Here is a 23,737-nt window from a genome sequence, read left to right on the forward strand (position 1 = left end):
TTTTCTTATAACCCTGCAGTAAAGCGTTCAAAAGCAGCTTGTCCTTCTTCATCACGTTTGAAAACACCCGCATCTTCTAACACACGTGCAAAAACTTTCCCTACTGCTTCAAAGACAATATTGTCCACTGATTTTTCAGTCAATTCTGGGTGTTCAGCTTTAAGCTGATCTGCCCATTCCACATGATAATCCGCAATATGATGGTCTTTTCCTAATAGATAATTTTTAACCTCTGCTAATTCTTTTTTTAAGCGTGGCGGTAAAACTGCTAGCCCCATGACTTCGATTAAGCCAATGTTTTCTTTCTTGATATGTTGGATATCCCGATGTGGATGGAAGATCCCTTCTGGATGTTCTGCTGACGTATTATTATCACGTAACACTAAATCAAGTTCATAATAGTCATCCCGTTTTCTAGCTATCGGTGTAATCGTATGGTGTGGTGTTCCATCTGGAGAAAATGCATTGACTTCTACTGCTGGATCAGAATAGTTCTTCCATTTTCCCAACACGCTTGTAGCCGCTTCGACTAATACATGTCGATCTGTCGCTTGTAAACGGATCACAGACATCGGCCACTTGACGATTCCAGCAATTACTTGCGGATAGTCAGATAATTTGATCAATTTTTCTATTGGCGCTTTTGCCATTGGAAATTCATGACGTCCTGCTTGATAGTGATCATGAGATAAGATTGATCCCCCTACGATCGGTAAATCAGCGTTTGAACCAACAAAATAGTGTGGCAAGACTTCCGTAATCTTCAGTAAACGAGCGAAAGCCTCCTTCGTGATTCTCATTGGCCGATGTTCTTCTGAAAGAATGATCGAATGCTCATTGTAGTAAGCATAAGGTGAGTATTGAAATCCCCAGCTTTCGCCATCCAAATTCATACGAATGATCCGATGATTCGTCCGCGCTGGATAATTCAAGCGCCCCTTGTATCCTTCATTTTCCATACACAGCATACATTTAGGGTAATCAACTTTCGCAGCTTGTCTTTCAGCTGCAATTTGTTTGGGATCTTTCTCAGGTTTCGATAAATTGATCGTGATTTCCAGCTCCCCATAATCGGATGGGTAGGTATATTGGATATTTTTTGCGATAGCTCGGGTCTTGATGTAGTCATTTCGCTTGCTCAAATCAAAGAAATAGTTCGTTGCCTCTTCAGGGTCGTTGGCATAATGTTGCGCAAAAAATGCATTGACTACAGAAGGTGGAGGAGTCAAAAAGTCCATCAGTTGTGCTTCGAAAATTTCTTTTTCCGCTGTTAAGTCAGAAACTATCCCATTTTTTTGTGCTTGCTCGACTAAACGATCCAATAAATCCACTGAATCCTCATTGACGGAACGCACTTGGTACACATCCATTGCCTCTTCACCGATCATACCGTTGATCCTGTTTTGCAGATAGATCCGGTCCATCTCCATCCATCCACCCGCTTCGATCGCTAACGTAGTAAAATCGCAAATCGTTTGACTGATTGTCATCTTTTCTCTACTCCTCATAACCATTAGGGTGGCTGACATGCCATTCCCAAGCAGTTTTAATAATTTCTTTCACGTCTGTAAATTTCGGCTGCCAACCTAAAATCGCTTGTGCTTTTGCACTTGAAGCGACTAATCGACTTGGGTCGCCTGCTCGTCGAGGAGCAATCTTCGCTGGAATTTCTTTTCCTGTCACTTCTCGAGCTGCTTCAAGCATCTCTTGCACTGAATAGCCTTGATTACTTCCTAGATTGAAGAAGTTGCTTTCATTACCGGCTTTTAGATATTCTAAAGCTAAGATGTGTGCGGCAATCAGGTCTTCTACTTGTACATAATCTCTGACGCATGTCCCATCTGGTGTATCATAGTCATCCCCATAAATAGCTAATGCTTCACGTTGCCCTAACGCTACTTGCAAGATGATTGGAACTAAATGGGTTTCTGGTGTATGATCTTCTCCTATAGAGGCATCCGATTTAGCACCAGCCACATTGAAGTAGCGTAAAGCGACATACCGCATTCCATAGGCATTATCACACCACTTCATCATTTTTTCCATCATCAGTTTGCTTTCACCATAAGGATTTTTCGGATTCGTTGGGGTAATTTCTGTAATCGGGAATTCTTTTGGCTCGCCATAGGTTGCAGCAGTCGAAGAGAATACGATATTTTTGACATCAAATTCATGCATGACTTCCAATAACACTTGCATACCATAGACATTATTGTTGAAATATTTTAACGGTTTTTCGACTGACTCACCTACTAATGAACTAGCAGCAAAATGAAGAACTCCTTCGATCGTTTCTTTTTCAAAAACAGATTTCAAAAAAGTTTTGTCTCGAATATCGCCTTCATAAAAACGTGCATCTGGATGGACCGCTGCTTTGTGACCAGTCAATAAATTATCCACCACGATTACTTCATAGCCTTTATTGATTAATTGATCCACAGCATGGGAACCAATATAACCTGCACCACCTAAAACTAAAATTGACATATGCCCACTCCTTTTTTCTCTTTTTAATCAAACATTTACTTCTTGAAGAGCGTGGGACAAAAGTAAGAAACACTTTTGTCTCATTTTTTAAAAACGAATAAACGGTGGGAGCAGAAACAACTCCTTCTTAAATCAGCCGAAATTCACAAAAATTTGAAAAACAATTTTCGTGAATTTCTTCTTATTTCTCGGAGTTAAACACTTCTGTCCCAGCCTCTTGTAAAATGCTTTCTTTTTTATTTAGTAAATTTATAATAAAACATTTAGTAAATTTTTTCAACCGTTAATTGCAAAGGTTTTCAGTTTTTAGACCTCAGACTGGTCTTTTTTTCCATTTTGTTCCATAATAGAGGTAACAACTAATAAACGAGGTGTTTGAGATGAAAAAATTTGTATCAGGTATTTTAGTAGGTAGTCTGGCAACAGCTGCTGCAGTTGCTGGCTTAGTCGCTTCAGTCAAAAAAACAGTCATTGATCCAATCGATGAGAAGGAAGCAATGATCGAAGAAAATCGAAAAAAAGCAATGCGTAAACGTGTTTCTCGCTAATTTTGCTTCAAAAAAAGACCTAAGAGACGCCCTTTCTTAAAAGAGTCGTACTTTTAGGTCTTTTTTCTATATCCTTTTACTCTGCAACATATGTTGTGCGATTCGGTCGATTTGTCTTAAATTCCAAGGATCAGTGTAAGGTCTTGAAACGGCAGCCGTCAACCAATCTACGCCTTCAACTGGGATACCGATACAATAAACCGTCTCCTCTATCTTTCCTTTTTGGTTCACAACTTGGTTTGTTCCTCGAATGACATCAACTGCATTTGTATGGTACTGTTTTTTCTGGTCTTGATAAGTATATGAACGAATAAGCTGATTATTTCTTAGACTCTTTAAAGCTGGGTTTTCTGTGTAAAGGAGGTCATTTTTAGGTACACGTGCTTCAATCAAAAATCTACTTTTGACCGTTACTCCTTTATAATCTACAGAAAAACAACCTTCTGACATACGGATATCAATAGGGGGCTCGACCAAATGAAAAATCCCGGCATCAATCAGAGCAGCTAGTTCTCTTGTTCGAATTGCTGGTGGGCCAATCGTAAGAAACGCATTCAGATGAGTGAACCAACCCCATAACAATTCTTCATATTCTTTTACTGTAAAAATTTCCCATTCGATCGCTTGCCGTATCGGATCACGCCAATCTTTCAATGCATCGAATGTCGACGCAATCGCACCTGTACAGTTTCCCTTTAAAGCTTCATTGATCTGATATGCAATAAACTGTCTGCTTGCTGGTATAAAATCTTGACTAGGACTCAATGGGTCAGCAAAGAAATCCCATGACCAGTGATAAGACATTAGCTCAGGGTACTTTTGTTGCCACAGCTCTTCTTTATCAGAAAGAAAGTCTTGCTCAAATAAGGCACTTGAAATCTCTAGCTGATATTCTTCAATGATTTTTTTGTAATAAAACAATTCTGTATCCATTTTCAATAATTCAAAAAATAAGGTTCCTGTCAATTTCTTCGAATGATACAGCTTTGACAGATTTTCTCTTGTGAGCAATCTTGGTAAAGCTATAGCACCTCCCTGTTTTTGATTCTTTCCCCTAGGAAAATAAGAAAGTCCTTTTCTCGAACCGCAATAGACAACTGGTTCCAACCCAGAAGGATGATAAATCAATTTTTCCCCTTTATCTTCAAAATAACCGCCACGGCCAATTGTAAACAGCCCTACGTAGTCGAAACAACTTAATCCTAATCCTTTCAAAATGACATTTTCTTTTGGTGGGATCGATTGAACAGGGACGTCTGCCGGATTTGCAGGGGGCTGATAGAATAAGTTCTCTTTCTTTGCGTGATCATAAAGTGTCTTCGCTTCCCCAGTCAGTTCATTTTCCCAATGTCCTGTAGCCAAAACTAATTGATCTACCATAAATACTTGTTTGTCCGTCTCCAGTTGATACTGCTGCTCTTTTTTTTGGATTTCAGTAACTAGCCCTTTGACCAAAGTCAGATTTTTTGGGTATGCTTCATTTAATTGTGTATAAAACCAGTGTTGATAAAGTCCGTAAAAGCAACGGGAGCATTGTTCATCCTTTTTTAACTCCCTTGATTCCTTGATAAAATCAGCTTTCATTGGTATATTTTGCTGTTCAATGAATTCAACTGCGTTTGTCTTACTCCATTGATAAAGATTGGGACCAGGCGAAATAACCCCTCCGCTTGATAACGTTTCATCAGTAAAAAGTGTCACTTGTTGAGATACAGAATTCATTAGTAACTCAGAAGGTTGATCAAGTCGCCAGACTCTGCCACCCGGTCCTACTGGATCAAATAGAATAAGTTCAAGCGCTTGCTCATTTACCCCATTGCGCAACAATCGTTCAGCCATGCTCAATCCTCTTGGCCCACCGCCTACAATGCCAATTTTCATCCACCGATACTCCTTTCGAGATATTCTTTCAATACGACCGCTTGATTTTGTTTTTCATCCTTTGCACCATAGACTAGCGTCACTACCGGATAAGTTTCAAGAAGCAACTTTAACCGGGTAATTGCTATCCGTTTTTCTTCCTCTTTTGTCAATTCCTCACTATATCGTTTAGAAAATTCTGCAAAACGCTTTGGATCATGTCCAAAAAACTTTCTTAATTCTGTACTCGGTGCAACTTCTTTGAGCCACAAATCAAGGTGTGCTTTTTCTTTCGATATTCCTCGAGGCCATATGCGATCAACTAAAACCCGAACCCCATCATTTTCTTCTCTTTCTTGATAAATTCTCTTTAATTTAATCATTGACTCCACATTCCTCTTCTATTTCGATCATAGCATAAATGATTCAAATAATAGTCGATTTTGTCCAATCCTACAAAAACTGATCATAAAGAAAAAGTCTAAGAATCTTGAAAATATAAAAAATATTTTCAGATACTCAGACTTTTTTTAGGATATTTACTGATTCCTTCAAGTATTGAAGAAATGTTACACTCTTTTACTTTTTACTTTACCTGACCAACCATCATATCCACCTTTTAAGATATAGATATCTTTGTAGCCAGCTTTTCTTAGTTTATTTGCTGTACGTATGCTTAAACTTTTCTTTTGATCATAAATGTACACTGGTTGGTCTTTACGAATCGATCCTAGTGAATCTTTCAAAACTGTATAAGGAATGTTTCTTGCGCCTAGGATGTGTCCCGCATCAAAAACATCTTTTTCACGAACATCAATGACTTGTGCTTTTCGCATGTTTTCTCGGAATTCTTCTTCTTCCAGTGTTTTCGCAGAACGTTTTGCCATTACTCGCAAATAGACTTCCCAAAATACGATTGCAAGAATAATTAGTAGCAATACGATGTTAATAACCCATAAAACCATGTAATTCCTCCACTTTGTTAAGCATACTTCAAGGCCAATGAAGCAGCACCGATCACACCGGCTTCATTTCCTAATTCCGCTAATTTGATTTTTGTTGATTCTCTTACTTGTGGGAATGTGAATTGATTGAAATATTTTTCGACACGGCTGCGTAAAAATTCACCTGCAGCTGAAACACCCCCACCTAGAACGATGCTTGAAGGGTTCATCGTATTCCCTAGATTGCCGCAAGCCAAACCTAAATAGAAGCATACGCGTTCTACAACTATCAAACCAAAAGGATCATTGCCTTCTGCCAATTCAAAGATGTCTTTACTTGTCACTTCTTCACCATCATCAAGCATCTTTTTAAGTGTTGAGTCACCAGCGTATTCTTCGGCTAAGAAGCGTGCTAAACGAACCACACCAGTTGCGCTTGAGACCGTTTCAAGACAGCCACGTTTACCGCAAGTACACTCAAAACCTTCTGGATCAACTGTAATATGGCCAATTTCGCCCCCAGCACCAGCAACACCATGGATCAAGTTGCCAGCAGCTATGATACCTCCGCCCACACCGGTTCCTAGCGTAACGAAGATAACGTCTGGGTCATTTTCCCCAGCGCCTTTCCATCGTTCACCTAAAGCTGCTACATTGGCATCATTGTCGATTGCAAATTTGATTCCTGTACCTTCTTCAATTTGCTTTCTTACGTATTGAAGTTCAGTCCAGTTTAAATTGTAGGCACCAATGACTGTCCCAGCATCGCTGTCGACACTACCAGGTGTCCCCATACCGATCCCAATAAAATTTTCAGCTTTCATGTTGTATAAATTCAAACGATGATTGATTGATTCAACAATCTCAGGAATGATGTGCGTGCCATCATCCAAAATATTGGTATCGATACTCCACTTTTGTTGAATTTCTCCTTCCGGTGTTAAAATTGCAAATTTTGCTGTTGTACCACCTAAATCAATCCCAATAATTTTTTTGTCCATTACAAGTTTCCTTTCTTTCGGCTTTCTTCTACTCGGTGCTCTCTTTTCAGTATATGCCACGCTGTCATGTATGTATCATGATCGATCAACCGATTATCATAAAGATTCCTCAATTCGATCGTCATCAACTCAATATCATAGATACGTGACCCCACATAGACAAAGATGCCAAACCTTTTGAACAGTTGCTGCACATCATACAAGCTCTCCATCTCTAAGCACTTCCTTCATATTATACAAGTAATCCATATTTTTTTAAACCCAATAAAACACATATTATTAAAAGAAATCCAAAAACGAGAAGTGAAAGTATTCGCTGATGGATCGAGTAATCAGTCATTTTTTTTGGTAAACCTAAGCAATTCCCTAAAAGCAAACCACCAATGATTCCTCCCACATGTCCCCAGATATCCACCGATGTATCCATGAGACCAAAAACAAAGCTCATCGCAATAAACAGCATATAATGACGAATCATTTGTCTTACCTGATAATCATTTTTGAAATGAAAACCTAATATGAATAATGCGCCAAACAATCCAAATAATGAGGTACTTGCCCCACCAGAAAGAACGCCGGCTTGATTAAACGCAAAGCTAGCTGCATTCCCCATAATTCCGCTGAATAGGTAGATTATAAAAAAGCGCCAATGCCCATAGAGCGTTTCAATTTGTTCACCCATAAAATAGAGAATCAATGAATTCATGGCAAAATGCATCAGACCAAAATGGATAAAGATAGGTGTGATGAATCGCCACCATTCATTCATATAAACGACGAATGGTCCATACATTCCCATAGATGCAGCAATATTATTTGATGGGATGAATTCCATCGCTAAGAATACGATTGTCTGGATTGCCAAGAAAAAGTAAGTGATGATCGGCCTTCTTAACCAAGCCTTTAATTTTATCTGTTGTTGATAATTCATGAAATCCTCCTTTTAAACATCCGTAAATAGTTGTTGGATTCTTTTGTCAAAACTTTCAGGGAGCCATTCGTTATTGATAAGCTCATGGAAAACAAGGCTGCACGTAGCATTGGGGTAATTTTGCAAATATCGATCATAATATCCTCCGCCAAAACCGATGCGATACCCACATTCATGAAAAATGATCCCCGGGACAATCAGCAAGTCAATTTCATCGGGCGAATAATACCGATCAGAAATTGGTTCAAACACACCAAAACTTGATTTTTCAAATGTTGTCTCTTGATCAACCTGATAAAAGGCCATTTGACGTTTAGGTAGTGTTTTCGGAACAACGATGCTTTTCCCTGCACTTTGAGCTGATTCAATAAGCGGTTGGGTTGCAATTTCAAAGCCATTCGCTATTGTTAGCCCAATAGTTCTTGCCCTTTGCCACTTGCTGCTTTCATACAATTTTTGATAGAGCTTTCGTTCTTTTGCTTCTTTCTCGCCACTCTCGGCTATCCTTTGCAGTTGTTGTATACCAAATTTCCGTAGGTCTTCTTTTGTACGTTCCAAAAAGGTCACCCTTCCTCTTGTTAAAATGGTAGCGGAAAATGCTCAAAATAGCAATTTAACTTTTCGAATAAATTCAGTTTCTTTAAAAAGAAGAGCATGTGGGACAAATATAAAAATCAGGTTTGCTACAGACTCTAGAATAAACGGCGTCCAAAAGTCATTTTTTCCGGAAATTTCAAAAAAGATGCTGGGACAGAAGTGTTTAACTCCGAGAAATAAGAAGAAATTCACAAAATTTGAAAAGTCTTTTCTTAGTCCTTAGAATTAAACATTTTTGTACTAGACTCTTCTTAAAGCTAGGTCAACTTAGAATCTGTTTTTGTTTGGAAAAGAGTAAATACAAGAAATAAGGTGCGCCAATGATGGCAATCAAGATTCCAGTAGGGATTTCTCCGCTTGGTAGAATGATTCGAGCAATACTATCAGCGCTATTGACAAAAAGTGCGCCAAATAATCCACTTAAAAGAAATGACCATTGATTTTCTCGTCGCACGATTAGTTTTGCTGCATGGGGTGCAAGTAAACCGACAAAAGAAAGACTGCCAGCGACAGCAACACTTCCACAAGCTAAAGCGACAGCTAGTAATAAAAGGATCTGCTGACTTCTTGTTACATTCAAGCCTAGACTACGTGCTCTTTCTTGCCCTATGGATAATAGTCCGATCCGGCCACTGAAAAATACCGTAAGAATGAGTATAACAGTCACCCAAGGGATCAATACCCATACATATGGCCAACTTGCTCCCCAAATCGAACCTGCTAGCCAAGAATTAACAAATCCATAGCTTTCTTTTGACAACTTGATCGTACACAATAACATCAAAACAGATAACCCTGCATTCACAGCGATACCTGCCAGTAAAATGCGGTTCATGCCAAGCAGTCCATTCCGCTTATGGGCAACGGCATATACTAAGAACACCGCAAAAGCGCCTCCCGAAAAAGCAACCAATAACAATAAAAACGGGGAAGAGTCATTTGCATAGAATCCTAGATACAGCATCACAAAAAATCCCGCACCCGCGTTTATTCCTAATAAACTAGAGTCCGCTAACTCATTTCTAGTCACTCCTTGTAGTAAATAACCGGACACCCCAAGGCTCAAACCCGCAACAAGACTAATCAATAAGCGAGGCAGCCGAAATTCAGACACCACCAAAGAATGGAGAGCTTGCCCTTTTCCTACCATCAAGTCAAAAATCTGATCTAGAGAAATAAATGGTGTGCCAATCATCAGACTAGCCAGTGAAGTAATGACAAGTAAAAAAAACAATAAAAAGATAGCATATTGGATCTTTTTCATGCATGTTCCCTCCTAACTTGAAACAATAAGAACGGAACACCAATCAATGCAACCACTAAACCAAAAGGAGTTTCAAAGGGTGGATTGATCATTCGCGCCACATAATCCGCAAACATCACGAATCCCCCACCTAATAAGAAGGATGCAGGTAAGACATACCGATAATCCGAACCAACTAAGCCTCGAACCACTGGAGGCACCATCAAGCCGATAAATGATACTGGACCTACCAGTGAGACTGCAATGGCTGCTAAAACAGCTACTAATAAAAATACGACGGTCCTAGTCCGCTTAGGATGTCCTCCAAGAGCCAAAGCGTGTGTCTCGCTTAGATTTACTAAAGAAACAGATTTACCTAGTACAAATGAACAACCAACCGCCACTATATAAACAGGCGCAATCACTTTTAGTTGCTGCCAAGTTATGTTTGCAGCTCCTCCAACAAACCAAAAAGCCAAATCTTGTTGAAGATCAAACAATTGGGTCAATGCTTGACTAATAGCAGTAAAAAAGGAACTAATTGCCACGCCAATTAAAATAAGCTGAATGGGATTCATCCCCACCCTAGAAAGACTCAAACAAAAAAATACAAGTAACGTAACTAGGAACGACCCTAATAACGAAATCAAGAACACACCAAATGCTGATGTTTTTGGCAAAAAAATAAAACTGACTGCCATTGCTAGCGATGCCCCCGAATTGATACCAAGTAATCCTGAGTCCGCTAAATTATTCCTAGTCACCCCTTGCATCAACGCACCACTAAGTGCAAAGCAGCTTCCCACCAAAAAAGAACCTAAGACTCTAGGGAGCCGAATCGTTCGTATGATCTGTTGTGTTTGAACACTAGCATCAAACTGAAAAATTGCCCGCCACAAATTGGAGAAGCCGATAGACACTGCACCATTTGATAAAGAAATCACAAAAATAATGAAGATGGCTACTATAAACAATACAAGCGTAAAAACTTTTCTTTTCTGTTTCACTTTTCTCCCTCCTTACGACTAGTCATCAAATCGTAAGATAGAAAGACAGGTTTATTCGTCTCTGGAAGTTGGACGATCTGTGCATCAATTTCAAAGATTTCACGCATCCATTCTTTTGTGACTACTTCTGTTGGCGTTCCTTGCACCACCAATTTTCCATCCTTCATCCCAATCAAACAGTCTGAAAAACGTGAAGCATGATTGATGTCATGGATGGACATCAAAATGGTCGTATGCTTTGCACGATTGATTTCTACTAACAATTCTAAGATTTCTAATTGATGGGCTGGATCTAAATACGTGGTTGGTTCATCCAAGATCAAAATATCTGTCTCTTGCGCCAACGCCATGGCAATCCAAACTCTTTGCGCTTGTCCACCAGATAAACTAGCTAAATCTCTTTCACGAAACTCCAATAAATGAGTGACCTCTAATGCCCAATCGATCGCAGAGAGATCCTTTTCATTCATTCCACTAAAAAGTTTTTGATAAGGATAACGTCCATATGAAACAACTTCTTCTACCGACATGCCTAAAGGATGCTCACTACTTTGCGCCAGTAATGAAATCTTTCGCGCTAATTCTTTTGGTGCATATGTCGCAATATCAGAACCCGCTACCATGATCTTTCCTTTTTGAAAGGGAAGAATTCGTGTAAAACTTTTTAATAAAGTGGATTTACCACTACCATTTGGTCCAATTAGACTGGTAATTTTTCCTTCAGGGATCTTAACAGATAATTTTTCACTGATCTGCTTATTCAGGTAACCTGTCGAAATATCAACGGCTTCCAGTATTGTCATTTTTTTCACCCTTCCATTGAAAATCATTCTCAATTATGAAGGCACTTCACAAATTCGTCAAGCATTACTTTGCCCCTTAGAACTTCTCAAAAAACGGTTGACACCACTTCTATTATCATGAATAATAACAAATGAGAAAGATTCTCAATTAAAGGCGGAGGAAAAAAATGAATCTAAAAACTAAATTATGTACAATCACTAGTACTTTATTGTTGATTGGTCTTTTAGGAGCCTGTTCGTCAACAAACAAAACAAAAACAGCCGAGACTTCTACAACAGAATCTACTAACGCAACGCATACTGTAACAGATACTTTAGGTCATAAAGTAGCAATACCCAACCAACCGAAACGAATCATCGGTAGTTATCTGGAAGACTATCTGATTGCATTAGGAGAAAAACCAGTAGCACAGTGGACAGTTGGCAGTGGCTCAATCCAAGATTATCTACAAAGCGAACTTAAAGGTGTTCCTACCATTTCCTATGACCTCCCTTACGAGAAAGTTTTGAGTTTTGAACCTGATCTATTACTAATCTCCTCTTCTGCTACAGTTGAAGGTGGCAAATACGATCAATATAGTAAGATTGCTCCAACCTACGTCGTAGAAAATGGCACAGAGGTCACTTGGGAAACACAACTGAAAGATATCGCAAAAGTCCTTGATAAAAAGGAACAAGCAGATAAGATCATCTCTGATTATCAGAAAAAAGTCACAGAGACACGCAATGAATTATCAGATAAGATCAATGGCAAAACAGCTGCAGTCTTATGGGTAACCAACAATTCTGCTTTCATGGTAAGCGAAAATCGTTCAAGCGGACGAATCGTCTACGGTGATCTGCTGTTTGGAGTCCCTCCTCTAGTTACAGAAGTTTCTAAAGAAGCCACTTCTGATTGGTCTGCTGTTTCTTCTGAAAAACTAGCAGAATTAGATGCAGACTATATTATTTTAGTCAACAGTGATAAAAAAGCAGCCATGTTCAACGAAGCCACTTGGAAAAATCTTAAAGCAGTCAAAGCAAACAATGTATTAGAGTTTGGTCCTGAATCAAGTTGGCTATACAATGGTCCTATTGCGAGTGAACAAATGGTCGACGATATCAAAGAGCGATTAAGCTAAGAATCACCATCATGAAAAAAGCCTTGTCTCCAATGAAATATTTCTCCGTATCATTCGATGATTCAATCGAACTTTTAAGGAAAAATCCCATTGGTCCAAGGCGCTTTTTTTATTTTTTTAAATGATCGTTCGTTTATAGGATCAAAAGCAAGCAATTTCAGATGATCGCTCAAAGAAAGATACAAAATTTGGTTTCTCTGTTACGCATCAAAATCAATTTTTTTCATTTTTGATAAAAATACTTCAATACTGCACATGTTCTGTTAGGCATTTTAAATATGATGAGCGTGGGACAAAAGTAAGAAACACTTTTGTCTCATTCTTTAAAAACAAATAAACGGTGGGAGCAGAAGCAACTCCTTCTTAAATAAGCCGAAATTCACAAAAATTTGAAAAGCAATTTTCGTGAATTTCTTCTTATTTCTCGGAGTTAAACACTTCTGTCCCAACCTCATTCAGCCTCCGCCACTCGTCTTTGCCATTTCTGAAAACGATGAGGATACTGATTTTCTTCATCAACGATACCCTCATGTTCTCCCACCAGATCAAAATCGGAAAAATCGATCTCACCGATAAATGTATCTCCTTCAAAGGTAGCATCAATCAATGTACGCCAAATAATCCCAGTTTCTGGTAATAATTCCTGAAAAATCCGACTACCACCTGATACATAAATATCCTCTGAACAATTCTTCGCATACGCAAGTAGTTCTTCAATTGAATGCATCACTTCTGCGTTCTCTTCTACTTTAAAATCAGTTTGGCTTGTTAAGACGATAATCTTTCGGTAGGGTAAGGACAATTTCCCCATGCCTTCGTAGGTTTTTCTCCCCATCACCAATATTCTATTCATTGTATGTTCTCTAAAAAAACGCATATCATTAGGCAATTTCCATGGAAGTAATCCATCTTTGCCGATCAACCCATTTCTATCTTGTGCCCACATTGAAATAAACATCTGTCTCATCCTCTCCGGTATGCTATAAAAAGCATACATATTTATCGAAAAAATAACCAGTTACTAAGCAAAAAAGACTGAACCATCCACAGATGTCCAGTCCTTTTTTGTTAAGTCTTATCCATCAAATCCATATGAACAAGAACTTTATTTATGCTTATTTAGTTTCACGGTGTAAAGTAACTTTACGTTCGCGTGGGCAATATTTTTGTTTTTCCAAACGATCAGGGTTGTTACGTTTGTTTTTGCTTGTCAAATAGTTACGTTCTTTACAAGAAGTACATTCTAAAGTAATGTTTACGCGCATGTTTTTCCCTCCCATTTTTACTAGAATCCTCTAAGATGACTCTCAGACTTGACTATCTTACCATGATTTCCACCAGATTACTAGCCTTTTCCTGAAATTTGTTAAGTAGATTTACTTGACGAAGAAAGAATAAGTCATATTGCTGTAAACAAATTCTTTTTCTTTTTTATAGCTTACGTTTACACTATGGTTTATAGAAGGAAATGCAAGAATAAGAATACGATCATTTAAAGGAGGAAACATTCATGCCATGGAATATGACAGACTACCCACCTTCAATGAAAAACCTAGAAGAACTTGTTCGAAAAAAAGCCATTACTATCGGCAATGCGTTATTAGCTGATGGATATCCAGATGACCGAGCGATCCCTATTGCGATCAAGCAGGCAAAGGAATGGTATGAAAATGCTGACAAATCAGAGAAAAAAGCATTTTCAGAAGAAAAAAATCCCTCTAAAACAGACAAACACGAAAAGAATCCACGAGCATCAGAGTTAATCAATGCCAATGTGAACGTCAGATTTGAAGAGGATCAATGGATCGTCATCTCAGATGGCGCAAAAAAAGCAAGCCAACGCTTTGCAACAAAAAAAGAAGCCATTGAAAAAGGCAAAGAGATCGCTCAAAATAAGGAAACAACTTTGACTATCTACAAAAAAAATGCCAGCAAAGAAAAAGAAATCAGCTATTCTTCTGAAAAGAATTAACACCAACCGACACACCTTGATTTTTTACTATACGTGGATGGGGAGAATTTAACCCCATCAGTTGGATATCATTGAGCAAAAAGGGAGAGATAAAAGTAAGATTACTTCTATCTCTCCCTTTCACTTCGAATAATTGTCAGAAAAAAACTTAGCTTCAGACAGTTACATAATCAATTGCTTCTGCTTGAGGAACTGTTTCTTCAACAAAGAACACCTTGTACCAAGTCAAAAAGCTAAAAATCGTCCAAATTTTCCGTTGTTCTTCTTTACGTCCTTCATAATGATCATTCAATAACTTCATGATTTTTTCTTGATCAAAGAATTCTTTCGCAAAATCTGCTTCAAATAATTCTTTTACTTGTCGATAGCCATGGTCTTCTTTTAACCAAGCTTTGATTGGTACAGGGAAGCCTAATTTCACTCGGTTCGACCATTCTTCTGGTAAATGCTTATTCGCTGCTTGGCGGAAAATATCTTTCGTATTGTTTTGATTCAATAAATATTTACTTGGAATCTGTTGCGCCAATTTCATGACTTCGATATCCAATAAAGGCACTCGGACTTCCAGAGAACTTGCCATTGAAAGTTTATCAGCTTTCAGCAAAATATCCTTCGGCATCCATTGGTGAAGATCGACATATTGCATTTTATTGACCTCATCAGCAATTTTATCTGTGTTCGCATAATGGGCGGCCATAATATCCTTGACTGTTGGTGCTTGTTGGAAATCATCAGTTAAAATATCTGCAGCTTCCGCTTCTTCAAATACCCGTGCATGCCCGATAAAATATTCTTTAGCAGGTGCTAGAGATTCATACAAATGGATTCTCCCATGGAAATTTTTCATTTTTCCAATTTTACGGCCAAGATTATATCTTGTTCCTTTAGGCAATTTTTTCAATCCTTGCGCAATTACACGAATAAATTTTGAATTAGTATGGAAGCCATACGTTTGGTAGCCAGCAAATAGTTCATCTGCGCCTTCACCAGACTGGACAACTCTCACACTTTGTGAGGCTAGATTTGCCAAAAAATAGAGTGGCACACATGAAGGATTTGAATCAGGTTCATCTAAATGATACTGGATCAAAGGAAAAGCCTTGAAGGACATATCTCCATCGATCACAGCCGCGGTATTGTCTAGATCCAAACGCTCGGTCAACTTTCTCGCTTCGATTGCTTCGTTATAAGTCTTGTCATCAAATCCAATAGAAAACGAATGATCTGGTTTAAGCACTGAAGTCACATAACTAGAATCAACACCACTAGATAAGAATGAACCGACTTCTACATCGCTTATTTTATGCGCTGCAATAGAAGACTGCACTGTTTCATCAATCTTGTCGATCCATTCTTGTCTTGAATGTTCTCCTTTTGTTTCAAAGTCGGCATCCCAATATTGTTGGATATCCAGTTGTCCATCTTTATACGTAAAATAATGGCCTTCTGGTAAGCGGTGGACACCCTTGAAAAATGTTTCGCCATTCAATGGTGAATACTGAAAAGTCATATATGGTTTCAACGCTGATTTATTTAATTCTTTTTTGAAATCTGGATGTGGCAAAAAACTCTTTATTTCTGATCCAAACATGAATGTTCCATTCATTTCAGCATAATAATAAGGTTTGATACCAAAATGGTCACGTGCCCCAAATAATTCATTTTTTTCATTATCCCAAATAGCAAATGCGAACATCCCACGTACTTTTTGTAAAAGATCAGTACCCCATTCTTCATATCCATGCAACAATACTTCTGTATCTGCATGGGTTTGGAAAATATGACCTGCCTTAATCAATTCTTCTCTCAAAGGTTGGTAATTGTAAATTTCGCCATTGAAAATAATGATTTTCGTACGATCTTCATTATAAATAGGCTGTGAACCGCCTTCCAAGTCAATGATACTTAAACGTCTAAAACCCAAAGCAACAGATTGATCAATATATTCTCCAGCACTATTTGGTCCTCGATGAACGATTCGATCCATCATTGCATTCACTATCGCTTTTTTATTGTCCTTATTGTTAACAAATCCTACAATTCCGCACATCTATTTTTCACATCCTAAATAAATAGTTACACTCATTAATATCCGTTCATGTGCATCTTATCATAGTAAACACGCATAGAACGAGTAATTACACCCTTACACTTTCGTCACATGAAAATAAATTGAAACCTTACATTTATCTTATAAAAAAAGAAGGCTCGTCAACTAATTTACCACTTTTTTTGCTACGGCGCTATCTTTTATTCACCATTTTAAAAATAATGGTTGTTACTTAATCATAAATACAATTTATCTCTATGACAATTCAATATCTCGTATGATTTATGTATCAGCTTTCAACTTGATCTACTCCGATCTTGGACACTGAAAAAGTAATTTTTTACACCTTCTCTATTAGCTGAGTTAGACGAACTTTTACTCAATAGCTCGTTGGTTCGAATCCTGAAAATTTGGTACAGAATTTTTGCTCTGAGTAGTTGGCCAATGTACAATAGAATAAAATACCTACGCTTAGCCTTTTTAAGGCATATCAAACGAAGATTATTTATTGCAATATAAATAAGCCACAAGAATGGAGGTTAACTAAATGAAAAATTTATTAGCAGCTGGCTTCATGTTTGTTGGTGGTGCGATACTTATGTTAGCAGGTGAATATGCCAAATGGGTTCCAATTGTAGGAAGTATCATTGCGCTGATCGGTTTGGGAATGTTAGTCTATTATTTGTTCAGCAAAGATGGAAATTACAACGGAAATTGATTATTTATTAACATCAGATGGATAAATCTACTAGGAAAATCCAGTTGTCAATTAGACTTCTGGATTTTTTTAATTCTTACTTTACAGGAGCGATTAGCAGAACCAGTAGTCATCAAGCAAAATAATCTTAAATGTATTACTATTCATGGTCTTAGACGTACACACGCCTCTCTCCTTTTTGAATCAGGAGCCTCCTTAAAAGATGTTCAGAAACGTTTAGGGCATGCAGATATTCAAACTACTTCAACTATTTACACTCATGTAACTGAAACTCAAAACAAAAAAGTTATCAATAATTTTGTAGCATTTATGAAGAATAATACTCAGGGGAGTCAAAAAATATTTTGGGCTAAAAATACAACAAAAAAGACACGATCGAAATCGTGTCTAATCGTTGACATATAAGGAAGGTACAGGAGTTATATATGACTGGTAATAGAAGAAATTTACTAGCATATTTTAGCGATTTACCCTAATTTTTGCTTCTAGTTATAAAATATTAGTACTAACTAAATTTCAAAACGTAGTCAAAAACGTATTTAAAATTCTAATCGGGTAAGTGTTCGACAAACGGTTAATGAACTGAATTTATCTTATGTACCCTGTAGGACTCGAACCTACGACCGGACGGTTATGAGCCGTCTGCTCTGACCAACTGACCTAAGGGTACGGAAAGCCATCACAACTACTGCAAACAAAAAGAATGGACATAGACTAGATAATAATGGGTTTCATTATTTGTTGTGATGGCATATTTATTATTACACATTTATTAGAAAAAACTACATTGTACTTATTCTTTGTAAAATATATTATTTTATGCTACTATTTCCAAGTTATAAAAAGAAAAAGCTTCGGATACTTATCTTTTTGGGAAAGACTCTAGGGTTAAGAGGTATCTGAAGCATTTTCTTTATTTATTATCTCACATGGTTATTTTTTAGTCTATTATTACTTTAACTTTTCAGAAAAATGAAAAAAAGACCTTGAATAAGTTTAATTAGCTGATCCCTCTTATGTATCTTTCATGAATTAAATCCATCGTTTCAAATTTAAGTATTTCTTATTCTCGTATAAATCAACTAAACAAACTTAATAAGAATATTTAAACTAGCTTTTCTATTTATGCAAATAGACATATTTAAAGGTTTTATTTTGTATTAATTGTATCGACATTCTATACTTATATTATCAAATAAAAAGGACGTGAAGATAAATGTCAAATTTAGAAAACAAAGAAGAAAAAGTTGTAAACAAAATTGTTTCTGTTGTCAATAAACTGGATAAAGAGTTAGACGAACTTGATACGTTATCTGAAAATCCAGAAAAAAAACATAACCTAAAAAAATGGTTAGTTGAACGAAAGGCTATTCATGAAATTAAAAAAGTTCTTCATGAAGCTGATAAATATGAAAAATATGATGAAAAAGAACTTGATAAAGAATTTAAAGAAATTAATGACTTATTACTCTGATCTATTAAACGACTCATTATGAGTCGTTTTTTTATACAAAGAAACTATCTAGAGGTGATACAAATATAAATATTGATTGTAGTACAAAAAAGAAGTATAGAAGCTAAGAAAAAATATACTCCTAAAAAATATCGCGATTAATAGGAGTGCGATGTTTATGTATTTACCTCAGATTGATAACAAAATTAATAAGCTGGTAAAACTATATCAAACACGCAATCCTTTTAGAATTGCAAAAGAATTAAAGATACTAGTTTTAGAAGAAGATTTGGGAAAAATTTATGGTTACTATAATAAATTTAAACAAATAAAAATGATTCATATAAATTCTAATTTAGATGAAATGGGAAAATGGATAACTTGTAGTCATGAATTAGGCCACTGTGTCTTACATTCGAATGAAAATACACCTATGTTATCTAAAAAAAGCACTAGTATCTGAATTAAAAATTGAAAAAGAAGCAAACTATTTCGCAACTCATCTGAGTATTGATCCAACTTTAGACGGCTTTGATCATATGACAAAATATGAAAAACTCGTCTACTTTGGATTACCAGATGAATTTGATCGTTACTTGTGAATTATAATACAACGTAAGGAGGAAATAGATGAAAATAGGAATAAGAAAACCAAGTATCAAAAAATCCATTAGCGCTAGAACTACTGGAAAGGCAAAAAGGAAAATAAGAAAAGCAGTGATCCCTGGTTATGGCAAGAAAGGCTCCGAATGGATTAAAGACCCAAAAAAAGCTTCATACAATAAAGTTTATAAAAAGACTACGTATAGCTTTTGGGACTTATTTAAATAAAAAAACACATTTGCCGCCCGACCAAGAACGCAAATGTGCAAAGAACTACGGTAAAGTAGGTCTATTTGTTGTACGCTATTTTACCATCTCGAAATCCACTGTACAACCGAACAAACGTACGAAAGGAAAGATTGAAGATGGCGAAACGAGAAATTGATCATCGTATTAAAAGCTATATAACAAAAAAAGGTGAAACAAAATACATGTTCTACATTTATGCTGGTGTAGATCCAATGACTGGCAAAAAAAGAAAAGTGAAAAAAATGGGATTCAAAACTGCTCTTGAAGCAGATCGAGCTTTAAGAAGAATTGAAACTCAAGTAAAAAATGAAGGTGCTGACTCAGTAAAAGTAAAACAAAGTAAAAAATTCTTAGAAATATATAATTTATGGTTCGAAAATTATAAAAAAACTGTAAAAGAAAGTACTTGGGCGTCTACCGAAGAAATTTTTAAGCTCCATATTCTACCCATCTTTGGAGAAAACTTTATAAACAAAATAGACGTATTTTTTTGCCAAAAAGCTGTGAATGAATGGTCTGAACAATATCCAAAAACATTCAAAAAATATAAGAACTATACTTCCAATGTTTTTGACTATGCTGTTTCAATCCAGGAAACAGAAAGCAATCCTATGAAAATTGTCACAGTGCCAAAAGGTGAAATCCTAAGCATAGAAAAAAAGGATATTGAATTCTACACTAAATATGAGTTACTAGAATTCTTGAGAGCAGCTAAGCAAGAAAAAGACACTATTTACATTTTTTTCTATTTATTAGCTTATACTGGCTTACGTAAAGGCGAGGCATTCACTTTGACATGGTCAGATATTAATTTGAATACAAATACCCTAACCGTCAATAAAACTATCACAAGGGGCAAAAATGGGCGTTTAATTGTAAATGAGCCAAAAACGAAAAATGGAGTTAGAACTATATATTTAGATCATGAGTTGTCAAATGCTCTAAAAAAATATAAAAAAAGCAGTAATAAACTTACTCATATTTTCGACAGTGCAAATTTAGTGTTTTCCAATAATGGAGAATTGTATAATCCAACAATTACACGGTTTTGGTTGAAACAAATTTATAAGAAAAACGAAAACCTGAAACGAATTTCCGCTCATGGATTTCGACATACACACGCAAGTTTACTTTTTGAATCTGGTGCTTCTCTAAAAGATGCTCAAGCAATATTAGGACATGCAGACATACAAACAACAGCGAATATCTACACGCACGTTACAGAAAATAAAAATAAGACCACTATTTCTAACTTTTCAAATTATATGAAAGGAAGAATGGGATAAAGTCAAAAGGGGTACTAAAAGGTGTACTCTTTTTTAAAAAGAGAGCTATCTAGCAAACGCTAGATAGCCCAGAAACGTTGATATAAGGAAGGTACAGGATTTGAACCTGCGCGCCGGTATTAGCCGGTTCGCCGGATTTCGAGTCCGGTGCATTACCACTCTGCCAACCTTCCGTACGTATTATTTTTAAACTTTTCGGAACAAATGTCAAGTCCGTTTTTTTATTTCTATGAATTTTTTCATGTAGGTATAGACAAAAACACAAGAATCATTTTTCCCACTCCCAATGAAGACCATTTTCGGTCAAACAACTGACAAAAGAATGTTTGAATGAGTCTTGTGTAAGATAACGTAAAGTAGTTACTCGTTTTATCTGATTTGTTCAGGATCTTCTAAAGCTAAAATTGAATCGATTGTTCGTTTGATGAATAAGATGATTTGCTCTTCTGTTGGGTGCATGATGTTAGAAGACATCAATGATGCGATACCAGTTACGGCAATCCATGTTCCTGTATGGAGTGCATCAATATATTCATCAGATAATTGATTGTATCGTTTGTCTTCTTTCACAATTTCTCGGAAATAATTATAAGAGAAATCATGCATTTTTTGACCATCCCCATGCTCATCGATGTACAAAGCCATGTAAAGACTATGTTGCTTCTTTGCAAAGTAAATGTAATTCAAACCAAGGTCAATGATTTTGTCCCCTGTTCGCTCTACTGGGAAAACTGTTTCTTTAAGATGTTCAAAAATAGAGTCTAACAAAGTGTTCTTGAGATCCTCCATGTTTTTGAACTCCAAATAAATCGGCTGAGTAGAGATACCCATTTTTTTAGCAATGTTTCTAGCAGTAAACCCTTTGAAACCTTCCTTAGCAACGACATCATAAGCAGCTTTTAGAATTTGATCTTTTGTATAGACTTTTCTTCTCATTAAAACTCCCCCACTTCTTACTGCAGTATATGTTGTTTTATTGTAACCGATTTTCGATGTTTTTTGCAAATATTTTACTCAAAACGTTATATTTTAAATTTTTTTCTTATTTTTTATACGTATTTACTTAAAAAACAACGAATTTACTGGTTGCCCTTACAAAATTTGATATAAATGTAAATCAGAGTTGACCAAAACTTTTATTTCAAGTTATAGTTAAGGAAAAAGAAAAAGAAGGTGTGTAATGGACAACGAAACTAACGTTATTTATATTCATCCTCAGAAAAGAATCATTTCACAAAAGAAGAAGTATTTTTATCTAACGTTTACCGGACTTTTTTTTCTGAGTATCGGTTTGATTTCTGCTGATCCTATCAAAAATATCAAGGGTTTATATACGATCATCACTTCTCCGAGTAATCTTCTGACCGATTATTTAGCTTTAGGCGATTTTGGAAGCGCATTTATAAATGTTGGCACATTGACTTTGCTTTCAGTTTTACTTGCGCATCGGCATCATGTCAATTTGAACGGTCCAATGTTTGCTTCGATTTTGACCGTTACAGGTTTTTCCTTTTTTGGAAAAAATCTCTATAATTCAATCTCGATTATTTTAGGTGTCTATCTCTATGCTCGTTTTGTCCACAAACCTTTCTCACAATATATTATGGTTGGACTTTTTGCTAGTGCGCTGTCACCTGTTGTTAGTTACATTACATTTGGTATGTCTTTACCGTTACTGATAGGAATGTCGTTAGGTAACCTTGTAGGGATCGCCATTGGTTTTTTACTGCCGCCATTAGCAGCACAAACCTTGATTTTCCACAGAGGTTTTACTCTCTACAATATTGGGTTTACTTCGGGATTGATTGCAATGATTATTACTAGTATTTTAAGATTATTCAATTTTTCAATTGAATCACACTCGGTCCTTTCTACAGACTACCATCGTAGCTTGACCATAATCATGCTTATTTTCTTTTCTTTGACTGCTGTCTGTGGTTTTTTCTTCAACTCATTTAAACTGACGGGTATGCGTGCTATTTTTCGAACCTCGGGAAAAGTAACCACTGATTTTATTTCAATTTCCGGAATCGGTGTAACGTTGATCAACATGGGGCTTGTAGGTGCGATGCTTTGCGTGTATGTTTTACTGATTGGTGGCAAAGTAAATGGTCCGATCGTTGGAGCAATCTTGTCCGTAGCTGGTTTCAGTGCTTTCGGTAGTCATTTAAAAAACTGTTTTCCTATTTTAGTTGGTATCTACTTGGCCTCTTTATTTGGTACAGTATACAAATTGAATCAAACAACGATGATTGTAGCGGCAATTTTTGGTACCGGACTTGCACCTATCAGTGGATTTTACGGCAGTCTTTACGGCGTACTCGCTGGATTTTTACATATTGCTTTAGTCCACAATGTCAACACTTTGCATGGTGGATTAAGTTTATATAATAGCGGATTCTCAACGGGATTCGTGGCAGGTATTCTTGTACCTATTTTAGACAGTTTGACTGTCGTTAGAAAGGAAAAGAATTTATTTGGAAAAAGAATTATCAAAAAGGATCATTGATGAGTTTCTTACGTATCTATACTCACATGATATAACAGAAATACGCATCGGTCTTGACTATACTACAGAAGGACTTTTTGTTGAAATACAAGGGAAAATTGATAACCAACCAGATGATTTATCCGAGCTGGCCATACTTTTAGATACCCCTCGAGATCCTAGCATGGATATTTATTACCAAGAACTTTTAGGTAGTCCTTCTCACGACCGCGAGGACTATCATTTATTAGGAAGTTTGATCTATGATGTCGAAATCATGTATGATCAACCCATCATAAATATCAAGATCTTCCGGAAGATTTCTTAAATATTCATAAAAATTGGTGAACAGAACACGTAAAATAGACAGCTAAAT

Annotated in this window: 25 protein-coding genes, 2 tRNA genes and 3 pseudogenes; 11 read left to right on the forward strand and 19 right to left on the reverse strand. The window is 36.6% G+C overall.

What is annotated here, in order from left to right; translation table 11 throughout:
* Positions 1-5: 5 nt before the first annotated feature.
* From galT to IGI47_RS09430, 3 genes and pseudogenes are all read right to left on the reverse strand, one after another.
* Positions 6-1,490 carry a UDP-glucose--hexose-1-phosphate uridylyltransferase gene (gene galT, locus IGI47_RS09420; RefSeq protein ID WP_311931531.1) on the reverse strand — a complete coding sequence of 495 codons (1,485 nt, stop codon included), beginning with the start codon at positions 1,488-1,490 and terminating at the stop codon, positions 6-8.
* Positions 1,491-1,497: 7 nt separating this feature from the next.
* Positions 1,498-2,487 carry a UDP-glucose 4-epimerase GalE gene (gene galE / locus IGI47_RS09425; protein WP_311931532.1) on the reverse strand — a complete coding sequence of 330 codons (990 nt, stop codon included), beginning with the start codon at positions 2,485-2,487 and terminating at the stop codon, positions 1,498-1,500.
* 135 nt (positions 2,488-2,622) lie between these two features.
* Positions 2,623-2,727 (reverse strand): annotated as a pseudogene (locus tag IGI47_RS09430) (DUF3788 family protein); the annotation flags it as partial.
* A gap of 140 nt (positions 2,728-2,867) precedes the next feature.
* On the opposite strand from IGI47_RS09430, the gene IGI47_RS09435 reads away from it, so the two are divergent.
* A complete protein-coding gene (locus tag IGI47_RS09435) occupies positions 2,868-3,035 on the forward strand; it encodes a DUF3042 family protein (protein WP_002288457.1) in 168 nt (55 codons plus the stop codon).
* Between the two features lie 66 nt (positions 3,036-3,101).
* Here IGI47_RS09435 and IGI47_RS09440 read toward each other — a convergent pair whose 3' ends face one another.
* From IGI47_RS09440 to IGI47_RS09485, 10 genes are all read right to left on the reverse strand, one after another.
* The gene (locus IGI47_RS09440) at positions 3,102-4,916 is read right to left on the reverse strand and encodes an FAD/NAD(P)-binding protein (protein WP_438784040.1); all 1,815 of its coding nucleotides are present in this window, start codon (positions 4,914-4,916) and stop codon (positions 3,102-3,104) included.
* Positions 4,913-5,278 (reverse strand): DUF488 domain-containing protein, encoded by a 366-nt coding sequence (locus IGI47_RS09445; RefSeq protein ID WP_311931534.1) that lies wholly within the window; start codon positions 5,276-5,278, stop codon positions 4,913-4,915. The genes IGI47_RS09440 and IGI47_RS09445 overlap by 4 nt, the downstream gene beginning before the upstream one ends.
* Before the next feature lie 186 nt (positions 5,279-5,464).
* Positions 5,465-5,860 carry a rhodanese-like domain-containing protein gene (locus tag IGI47_RS09450; protein WP_005879493.1) on the reverse strand — a complete coding sequence of 132 codons (396 nt, stop codon included), beginning with the start codon at positions 5,858-5,860 and terminating at the stop codon, positions 5,465-5,467.
* Between the two features lie 17 nt (positions 5,861-5,877).
* Positions 5,878-6,840, reverse strand: coding sequence for an ROK family glucokinase (locus IGI47_RS09455; protein ID WP_438784041.1), 963 nt, complete (start codon positions 6,838-6,840; stop codon positions 5,878-5,880).
* Positions 6,840-7,052 carry a YqgQ family protein gene (locus tag IGI47_RS09460; RefSeq protein WP_005879489.1) on the reverse strand — a complete coding sequence of 71 codons (213 nt, stop codon included), beginning with the start codon at positions 7,050-7,052 and terminating at the stop codon, positions 6,840-6,842. Before IGI47_RS09460 ends, IGI47_RS09455 begins: the two co-directional genes overlap by 1 nt.
* A gap of 20 nt (positions 7,053-7,072) precedes the next feature.
* Entirely contained in the window at positions 7,073-7,771 is a 699-nt protein-coding gene (locus tag IGI47_RS09465; RefSeq protein ID WP_005879488.1) for a rhomboid family intramembrane serine protease, read from the reverse strand.
* Between the two features lie 12 nt (positions 7,772-7,783).
* The gene (locus IGI47_RS09470; protein WP_311931536.1) at positions 7,784-8,329 is read right to left on the reverse strand and encodes a 5-formyltetrahydrofolate cyclo-ligase; all 546 of its coding nucleotides are present in this window, start codon (positions 8,327-8,329) and stop codon (positions 7,784-7,786) included.
* A gap of 301 nt (positions 8,330-8,630) precedes the next feature.
* The gene (locus IGI47_RS09475) at positions 8,631-9,632 is read right to left on the reverse strand and encodes a FecCD family ABC transporter permease (protein ID WP_438784042.1); all 1,002 of its coding nucleotides are present in this window, start codon (positions 9,630-9,632) and stop codon (positions 8,631-8,633) included.
* The gene (locus tag IGI47_RS09480; protein WP_311931538.1) at positions 9,629-10,618 is read right to left on the reverse strand and encodes a FecCD family ABC transporter permease; all 990 of its coding nucleotides are present in this window, start codon (positions 10,616-10,618) and stop codon (positions 9,629-9,631) included. The genes IGI47_RS09475 and IGI47_RS09480 overlap by 4 nt, the downstream gene beginning before the upstream one ends.
* Positions 10,615-11,421: an ABC transporter ATP-binding protein gene (locus IGI47_RS09485; protein WP_438784044.1), complete on the reverse strand. Its 807-nt coding sequence runs from the start codon at positions 11,419-11,421 to the stop codon at positions 10,615-10,617. The genes IGI47_RS09480 and IGI47_RS09485 overlap by 4 nt, the downstream gene beginning before the upstream one ends.
* 167 nt (positions 11,422-11,588) lie before the next feature.
* On the opposite strand from IGI47_RS09485, the gene IGI47_RS09490 reads away from it, so the two are divergent.
* Positions 11,589-12,542: an ABC transporter substrate-binding protein gene (locus IGI47_RS09490; RefSeq protein ID WP_438784046.1), complete on the forward strand. Its 954-nt coding sequence runs from the start codon at positions 11,589-11,591 to the stop codon at positions 12,540-12,542.
* Between the two features lie 451 nt (positions 12,543-12,993).
* On the opposite strand, the gene IGI47_RS09495 is transcribed toward IGI47_RS09490, so the two are convergent.
* A complete protein-coding gene (locus IGI47_RS09495; protein ID WP_311931541.1) occupies positions 12,994-13,500 on the reverse strand; it encodes a dihydrofolate reductase in 507 nt (168 codons plus the stop codon).
* 157 nt (positions 13,501-13,657) lie between these two features.
* A complete protein-coding gene (gene rpmG / locus IGI47_RS09500) occupies positions 13,658-13,822 on the reverse strand; it encodes a 50S ribosomal protein L33 (protein WP_002320810.1) in 165 nt (54 codons plus the stop codon).
* A gap of 230 nt (positions 13,823-14,052) precedes the next feature.
* Between rpmG and IGI47_RS09505 the strand changes: the two genes are divergently transcribed.
* Positions 14,053-14,514 (forward strand): DUF2188 domain-containing protein, encoded by a 462-nt coding sequence (locus tag IGI47_RS09505; protein ID WP_438784047.1) that lies wholly within the window; start codon positions 14,053-14,055, stop codon positions 14,512-14,514.
* Positions 14,515-14,668: 154 nt separating this feature from the next.
* Here IGI47_RS09505 and asnB read toward each other — a convergent pair whose 3' ends face one another.
* Complete coding sequence (gene asnB, locus IGI47_RS09510) at positions 14,669-16,564, reverse strand: asparagine synthase (glutamine-hydrolyzing) (protein WP_311931543.1); 1,896 nt, start codon at positions 16,562-16,564, stop codon at positions 14,669-14,671.
* 547 nt (positions 16,565-17,111) lie between these two features.
* On the opposite strand from asnB, the gene IGI47_RS09515 reads away from it, so the two are divergent.
* Positions 17,112-17,282, forward strand: a complete 171-nt coding sequence (locus IGI47_RS09515; RefSeq protein ID WP_311931544.1) for a hypothetical protein — start codon at positions 17,112-17,114, stop codon at positions 17,280-17,282.
* 129 nt (positions 17,283-17,411) lie between these two features.
* A pseudogene (locus IGI47_RS09520) lies at positions 17,412-17,687 on the forward strand (tyrosine-type recombinase/integrase); the annotation flags it as partial.
* Positions 17,688-17,878: 191 nt separating this feature from the next.
* Here IGI47_RS09520 and IGI47_RS09525 read toward each other — a convergent pair.
* Positions 17,879-17,952, reverse strand: a tRNA-Ile gene (locus tag IGI47_RS09525).
* 546 nt (positions 17,953-18,498) lie between these two features.
* Here IGI47_RS09525 and IGI47_RS09530 point away from each other — a divergent pair.
* The 4 genes and pseudogenes from IGI47_RS09530 to IGI47_RS09545 all read left to right on the forward strand — a co-directional run bounded on the left by IGI47_RS09530 (position 18,499) and on the right by IGI47_RS09545 (position 20,873).
* Positions 18,499-18,756: a hypothetical protein gene (locus IGI47_RS09530; protein ID WP_002295273.1), complete on the forward strand. Its 258-nt coding sequence runs from the start codon at positions 18,499-18,501 to the stop codon at positions 18,754-18,756.
* Between the two features lie 157 nt (positions 18,757-18,913).
* A pseudogene (locus IGI47_RS09535) lies at positions 18,914-19,337 on the forward strand (ImmA/IrrE family metallo-endopeptidase).
* A 28-nt stretch (positions 19,338-19,365) separates the two neighbouring features.
* Complete coding sequence (locus IGI47_RS09540; RefSeq protein WP_311931554.1) at positions 19,366-19,566, forward strand: hypothetical protein; 201 nt, start codon at positions 19,366-19,368, stop codon at positions 19,564-19,566.
* A 137-nt stretch (positions 19,567-19,703) separates the two neighbouring features.
* Positions 19,704-20,873 carry a tyrosine-type recombinase/integrase gene (locus IGI47_RS09545; protein ID WP_438784048.1) on the forward strand — a complete coding sequence of 390 codons (1,170 nt, stop codon included), beginning with the start codon at positions 19,704-19,706 and terminating at the stop codon, positions 20,871-20,873.
* 85 nt (positions 20,874-20,958) lie between these two features.
* On the opposite strand, the gene IGI47_RS09550 is transcribed toward IGI47_RS09545, so the two are convergent.
* Together IGI47_RS09550 and IGI47_RS09555 are read right to left on the reverse strand one after the other, a co-directional pair.
* Positions 20,959-21,046 (reverse strand) — tRNA-Ser (locus IGI47_RS09550).
* A gap of 196 nt (positions 21,047-21,242) precedes the next feature.
* Positions 21,243-21,809, reverse strand: coding sequence for a TetR/AcrR family transcriptional regulator (locus IGI47_RS09555; protein ID WP_311931551.1), 567 nt, complete (start codon positions 21,807-21,809; stop codon positions 21,243-21,245).
* Between the two features lie 244 nt (positions 21,810-22,053).
* On the opposite strand from IGI47_RS09555, the gene IGI47_RS09560 reads away from it, so the two are divergent.
* The gene (locus IGI47_RS09560; protein WP_438784049.1) at positions 22,054-23,382 is read left to right on the forward strand and encodes a DUF1576 domain-containing protein; all 1,329 of its coding nucleotides are present in this window, start codon (positions 22,054-22,056) and stop codon (positions 23,380-23,382) included.
* Positions 23,351-23,689 carry a hypothetical protein gene (locus tag IGI47_RS09565; RefSeq protein ID WP_438784050.1) on the forward strand — a complete coding sequence of 113 codons (339 nt, stop codon included), beginning with the start codon at positions 23,351-23,353 and terminating at the stop codon, positions 23,687-23,689. Before IGI47_RS09560 ends, IGI47_RS09565 begins: the two co-directional genes overlap by 32 nt.
* Positions 23,690-23,737: the final 48 nt, after the last annotated feature.

This window comes from Enterococcus sp. AZ191, assembly GCF_051713845.1.
Taxonomy (GTDB): Bacteria; Bacillota; Bacilli; order Lactobacillales; family Enterococcaceae; genus Enterococcus_B; species Enterococcus_B durans.

Coding starts and splice junctions, on each gene's coding strand:
- IGI47_RS09435 (WP_002288457.1), top strand. CDS start 2,868: ATGAAAAAATTTGTATCAGGTATTTTAGTAGGTAGTCTGGCAACAGCT.
- IGI47_RS09460 (WP_005879489.1), bottom strand. CDS start 7,052: ATGGAGAGCTTGTATGATGTGCAGCAACTGTTCAAAAGGTTTGGCATC.
- galE (WP_311931532.1), bottom strand. CDS start 2,487: ATGTCAATTTTAGTTTTAGGTGGTGCAGGTTATATTGGTTCCCATGCT.
- IGI47_RS09560 (WP_438784049.1), top strand. CDS start 22,054: ATGGACAACGAAACTAACGTTATTTATATTCATCCTCAGAAAAGAATC.
- IGI47_RS09540 (WP_311931554.1), top strand. CDS start 19,366: ATGAAAATAGGAATAAGAAAACCAAGTATCAAAAAATCCATTAGCGCT.
- rpmG (WP_002320810.1), bottom strand. CDS start 13,822: ATGGGAGGGAAAAACATGCGCGTAAACATTACTTTAGAATGTACTTCT.
- IGI47_RS09485 (WP_438784044.1), bottom strand. CDS start 11,421: ATGACAATACTGGAAGCCGTTGATATTTCGACAGGTTACCTGAATAAG.
- IGI47_RS09555 (WP_311931551.1), bottom strand. CDS start 21,809: ATGAGAAGAAAAGTCTATACAAAAGATCAAATTCTAAAAGCTGCTTAT.
- IGI47_RS09545 (WP_438784048.1), top strand. CDS start 19,704: ATGGCGAAACGAGAAATTGATCATCGTATTAAAAGCTATATAACAAAA.
- IGI47_RS09505 (WP_438784047.1), top strand. CDS start 14,053: ATGCCATGGAATATGACAGACTACCCACCTTCAATGAAAAACCTAGAA.
- IGI47_RS09455 (WP_438784041.1), bottom strand. CDS start 6,840: ATGGACAAAAAAATTATTGGGATTGATTTAGGTGGTACAACAGCAAAA.
- IGI47_RS09490 (WP_438784046.1), top strand. CDS start 11,589: ATGAATCTAAAAACTAAATTATGTACAATCACTAGTACTTTATTGTTG.
- galT (WP_311931531.1), bottom strand. CDS start 1,490: ATGACAATCAGTCAAACGATTTGCGATTTTACTACGTTAGCGATCGAA.
- IGI47_RS09515 (WP_311931544.1), top strand. CDS start 17,112: ATGAAAAATTTATTAGCAGCTGGCTTCATGTTTGTTGGTGGTGCGATA.
- IGI47_RS09530 (WP_002295273.1), top strand. CDS start 18,499: ATGTCAAATTTAGAAAACAAAGAAGAAAAAGTTGTAAACAAAATTGTT.
- asnB (WP_311931543.1), bottom strand. CDS start 16,564: ATGTGCGGAATTGTAGGATTTGTTAACAATAAGGACAATAAAAAAGCG.
- IGI47_RS09440 (WP_438784040.1), bottom strand. CDS start 4,916: ATGAAAATTGGCATTGTAGGCGGTGGGCCAAGAGGATTGAGCATGGCT.
- IGI47_RS09475 (WP_438784042.1), bottom strand. CDS start 9,632: ATGAAAAAGATCCAATATGCTATCTTTTTATTGTTTTTTTTACTTGTC.
- IGI47_RS09495 (WP_311931541.1), bottom strand. CDS start 13,500: ATGTTTATTTCAATGTGGGCACAAGATAGAAATGGGTTGATCGGCAAA.
- IGI47_RS09445 (WP_311931534.1), bottom strand. CDS start 5,278: ATGATTAAATTAAAGAGAATTTATCAAGAAAGAGAAGAAAATGATGGG.
- IGI47_RS09465 (WP_005879488.1), bottom strand. CDS start 7,771: ATGAATTATCAACAACAGATAAAATTAAAGGCTTGGTTAAGAAGGCCG.
- IGI47_RS09450 (WP_005879493.1), bottom strand. CDS start 5,860: ATGGTTTTATGGGTTATTAACATCGTATTGCTACTAATTATTCTTGCA.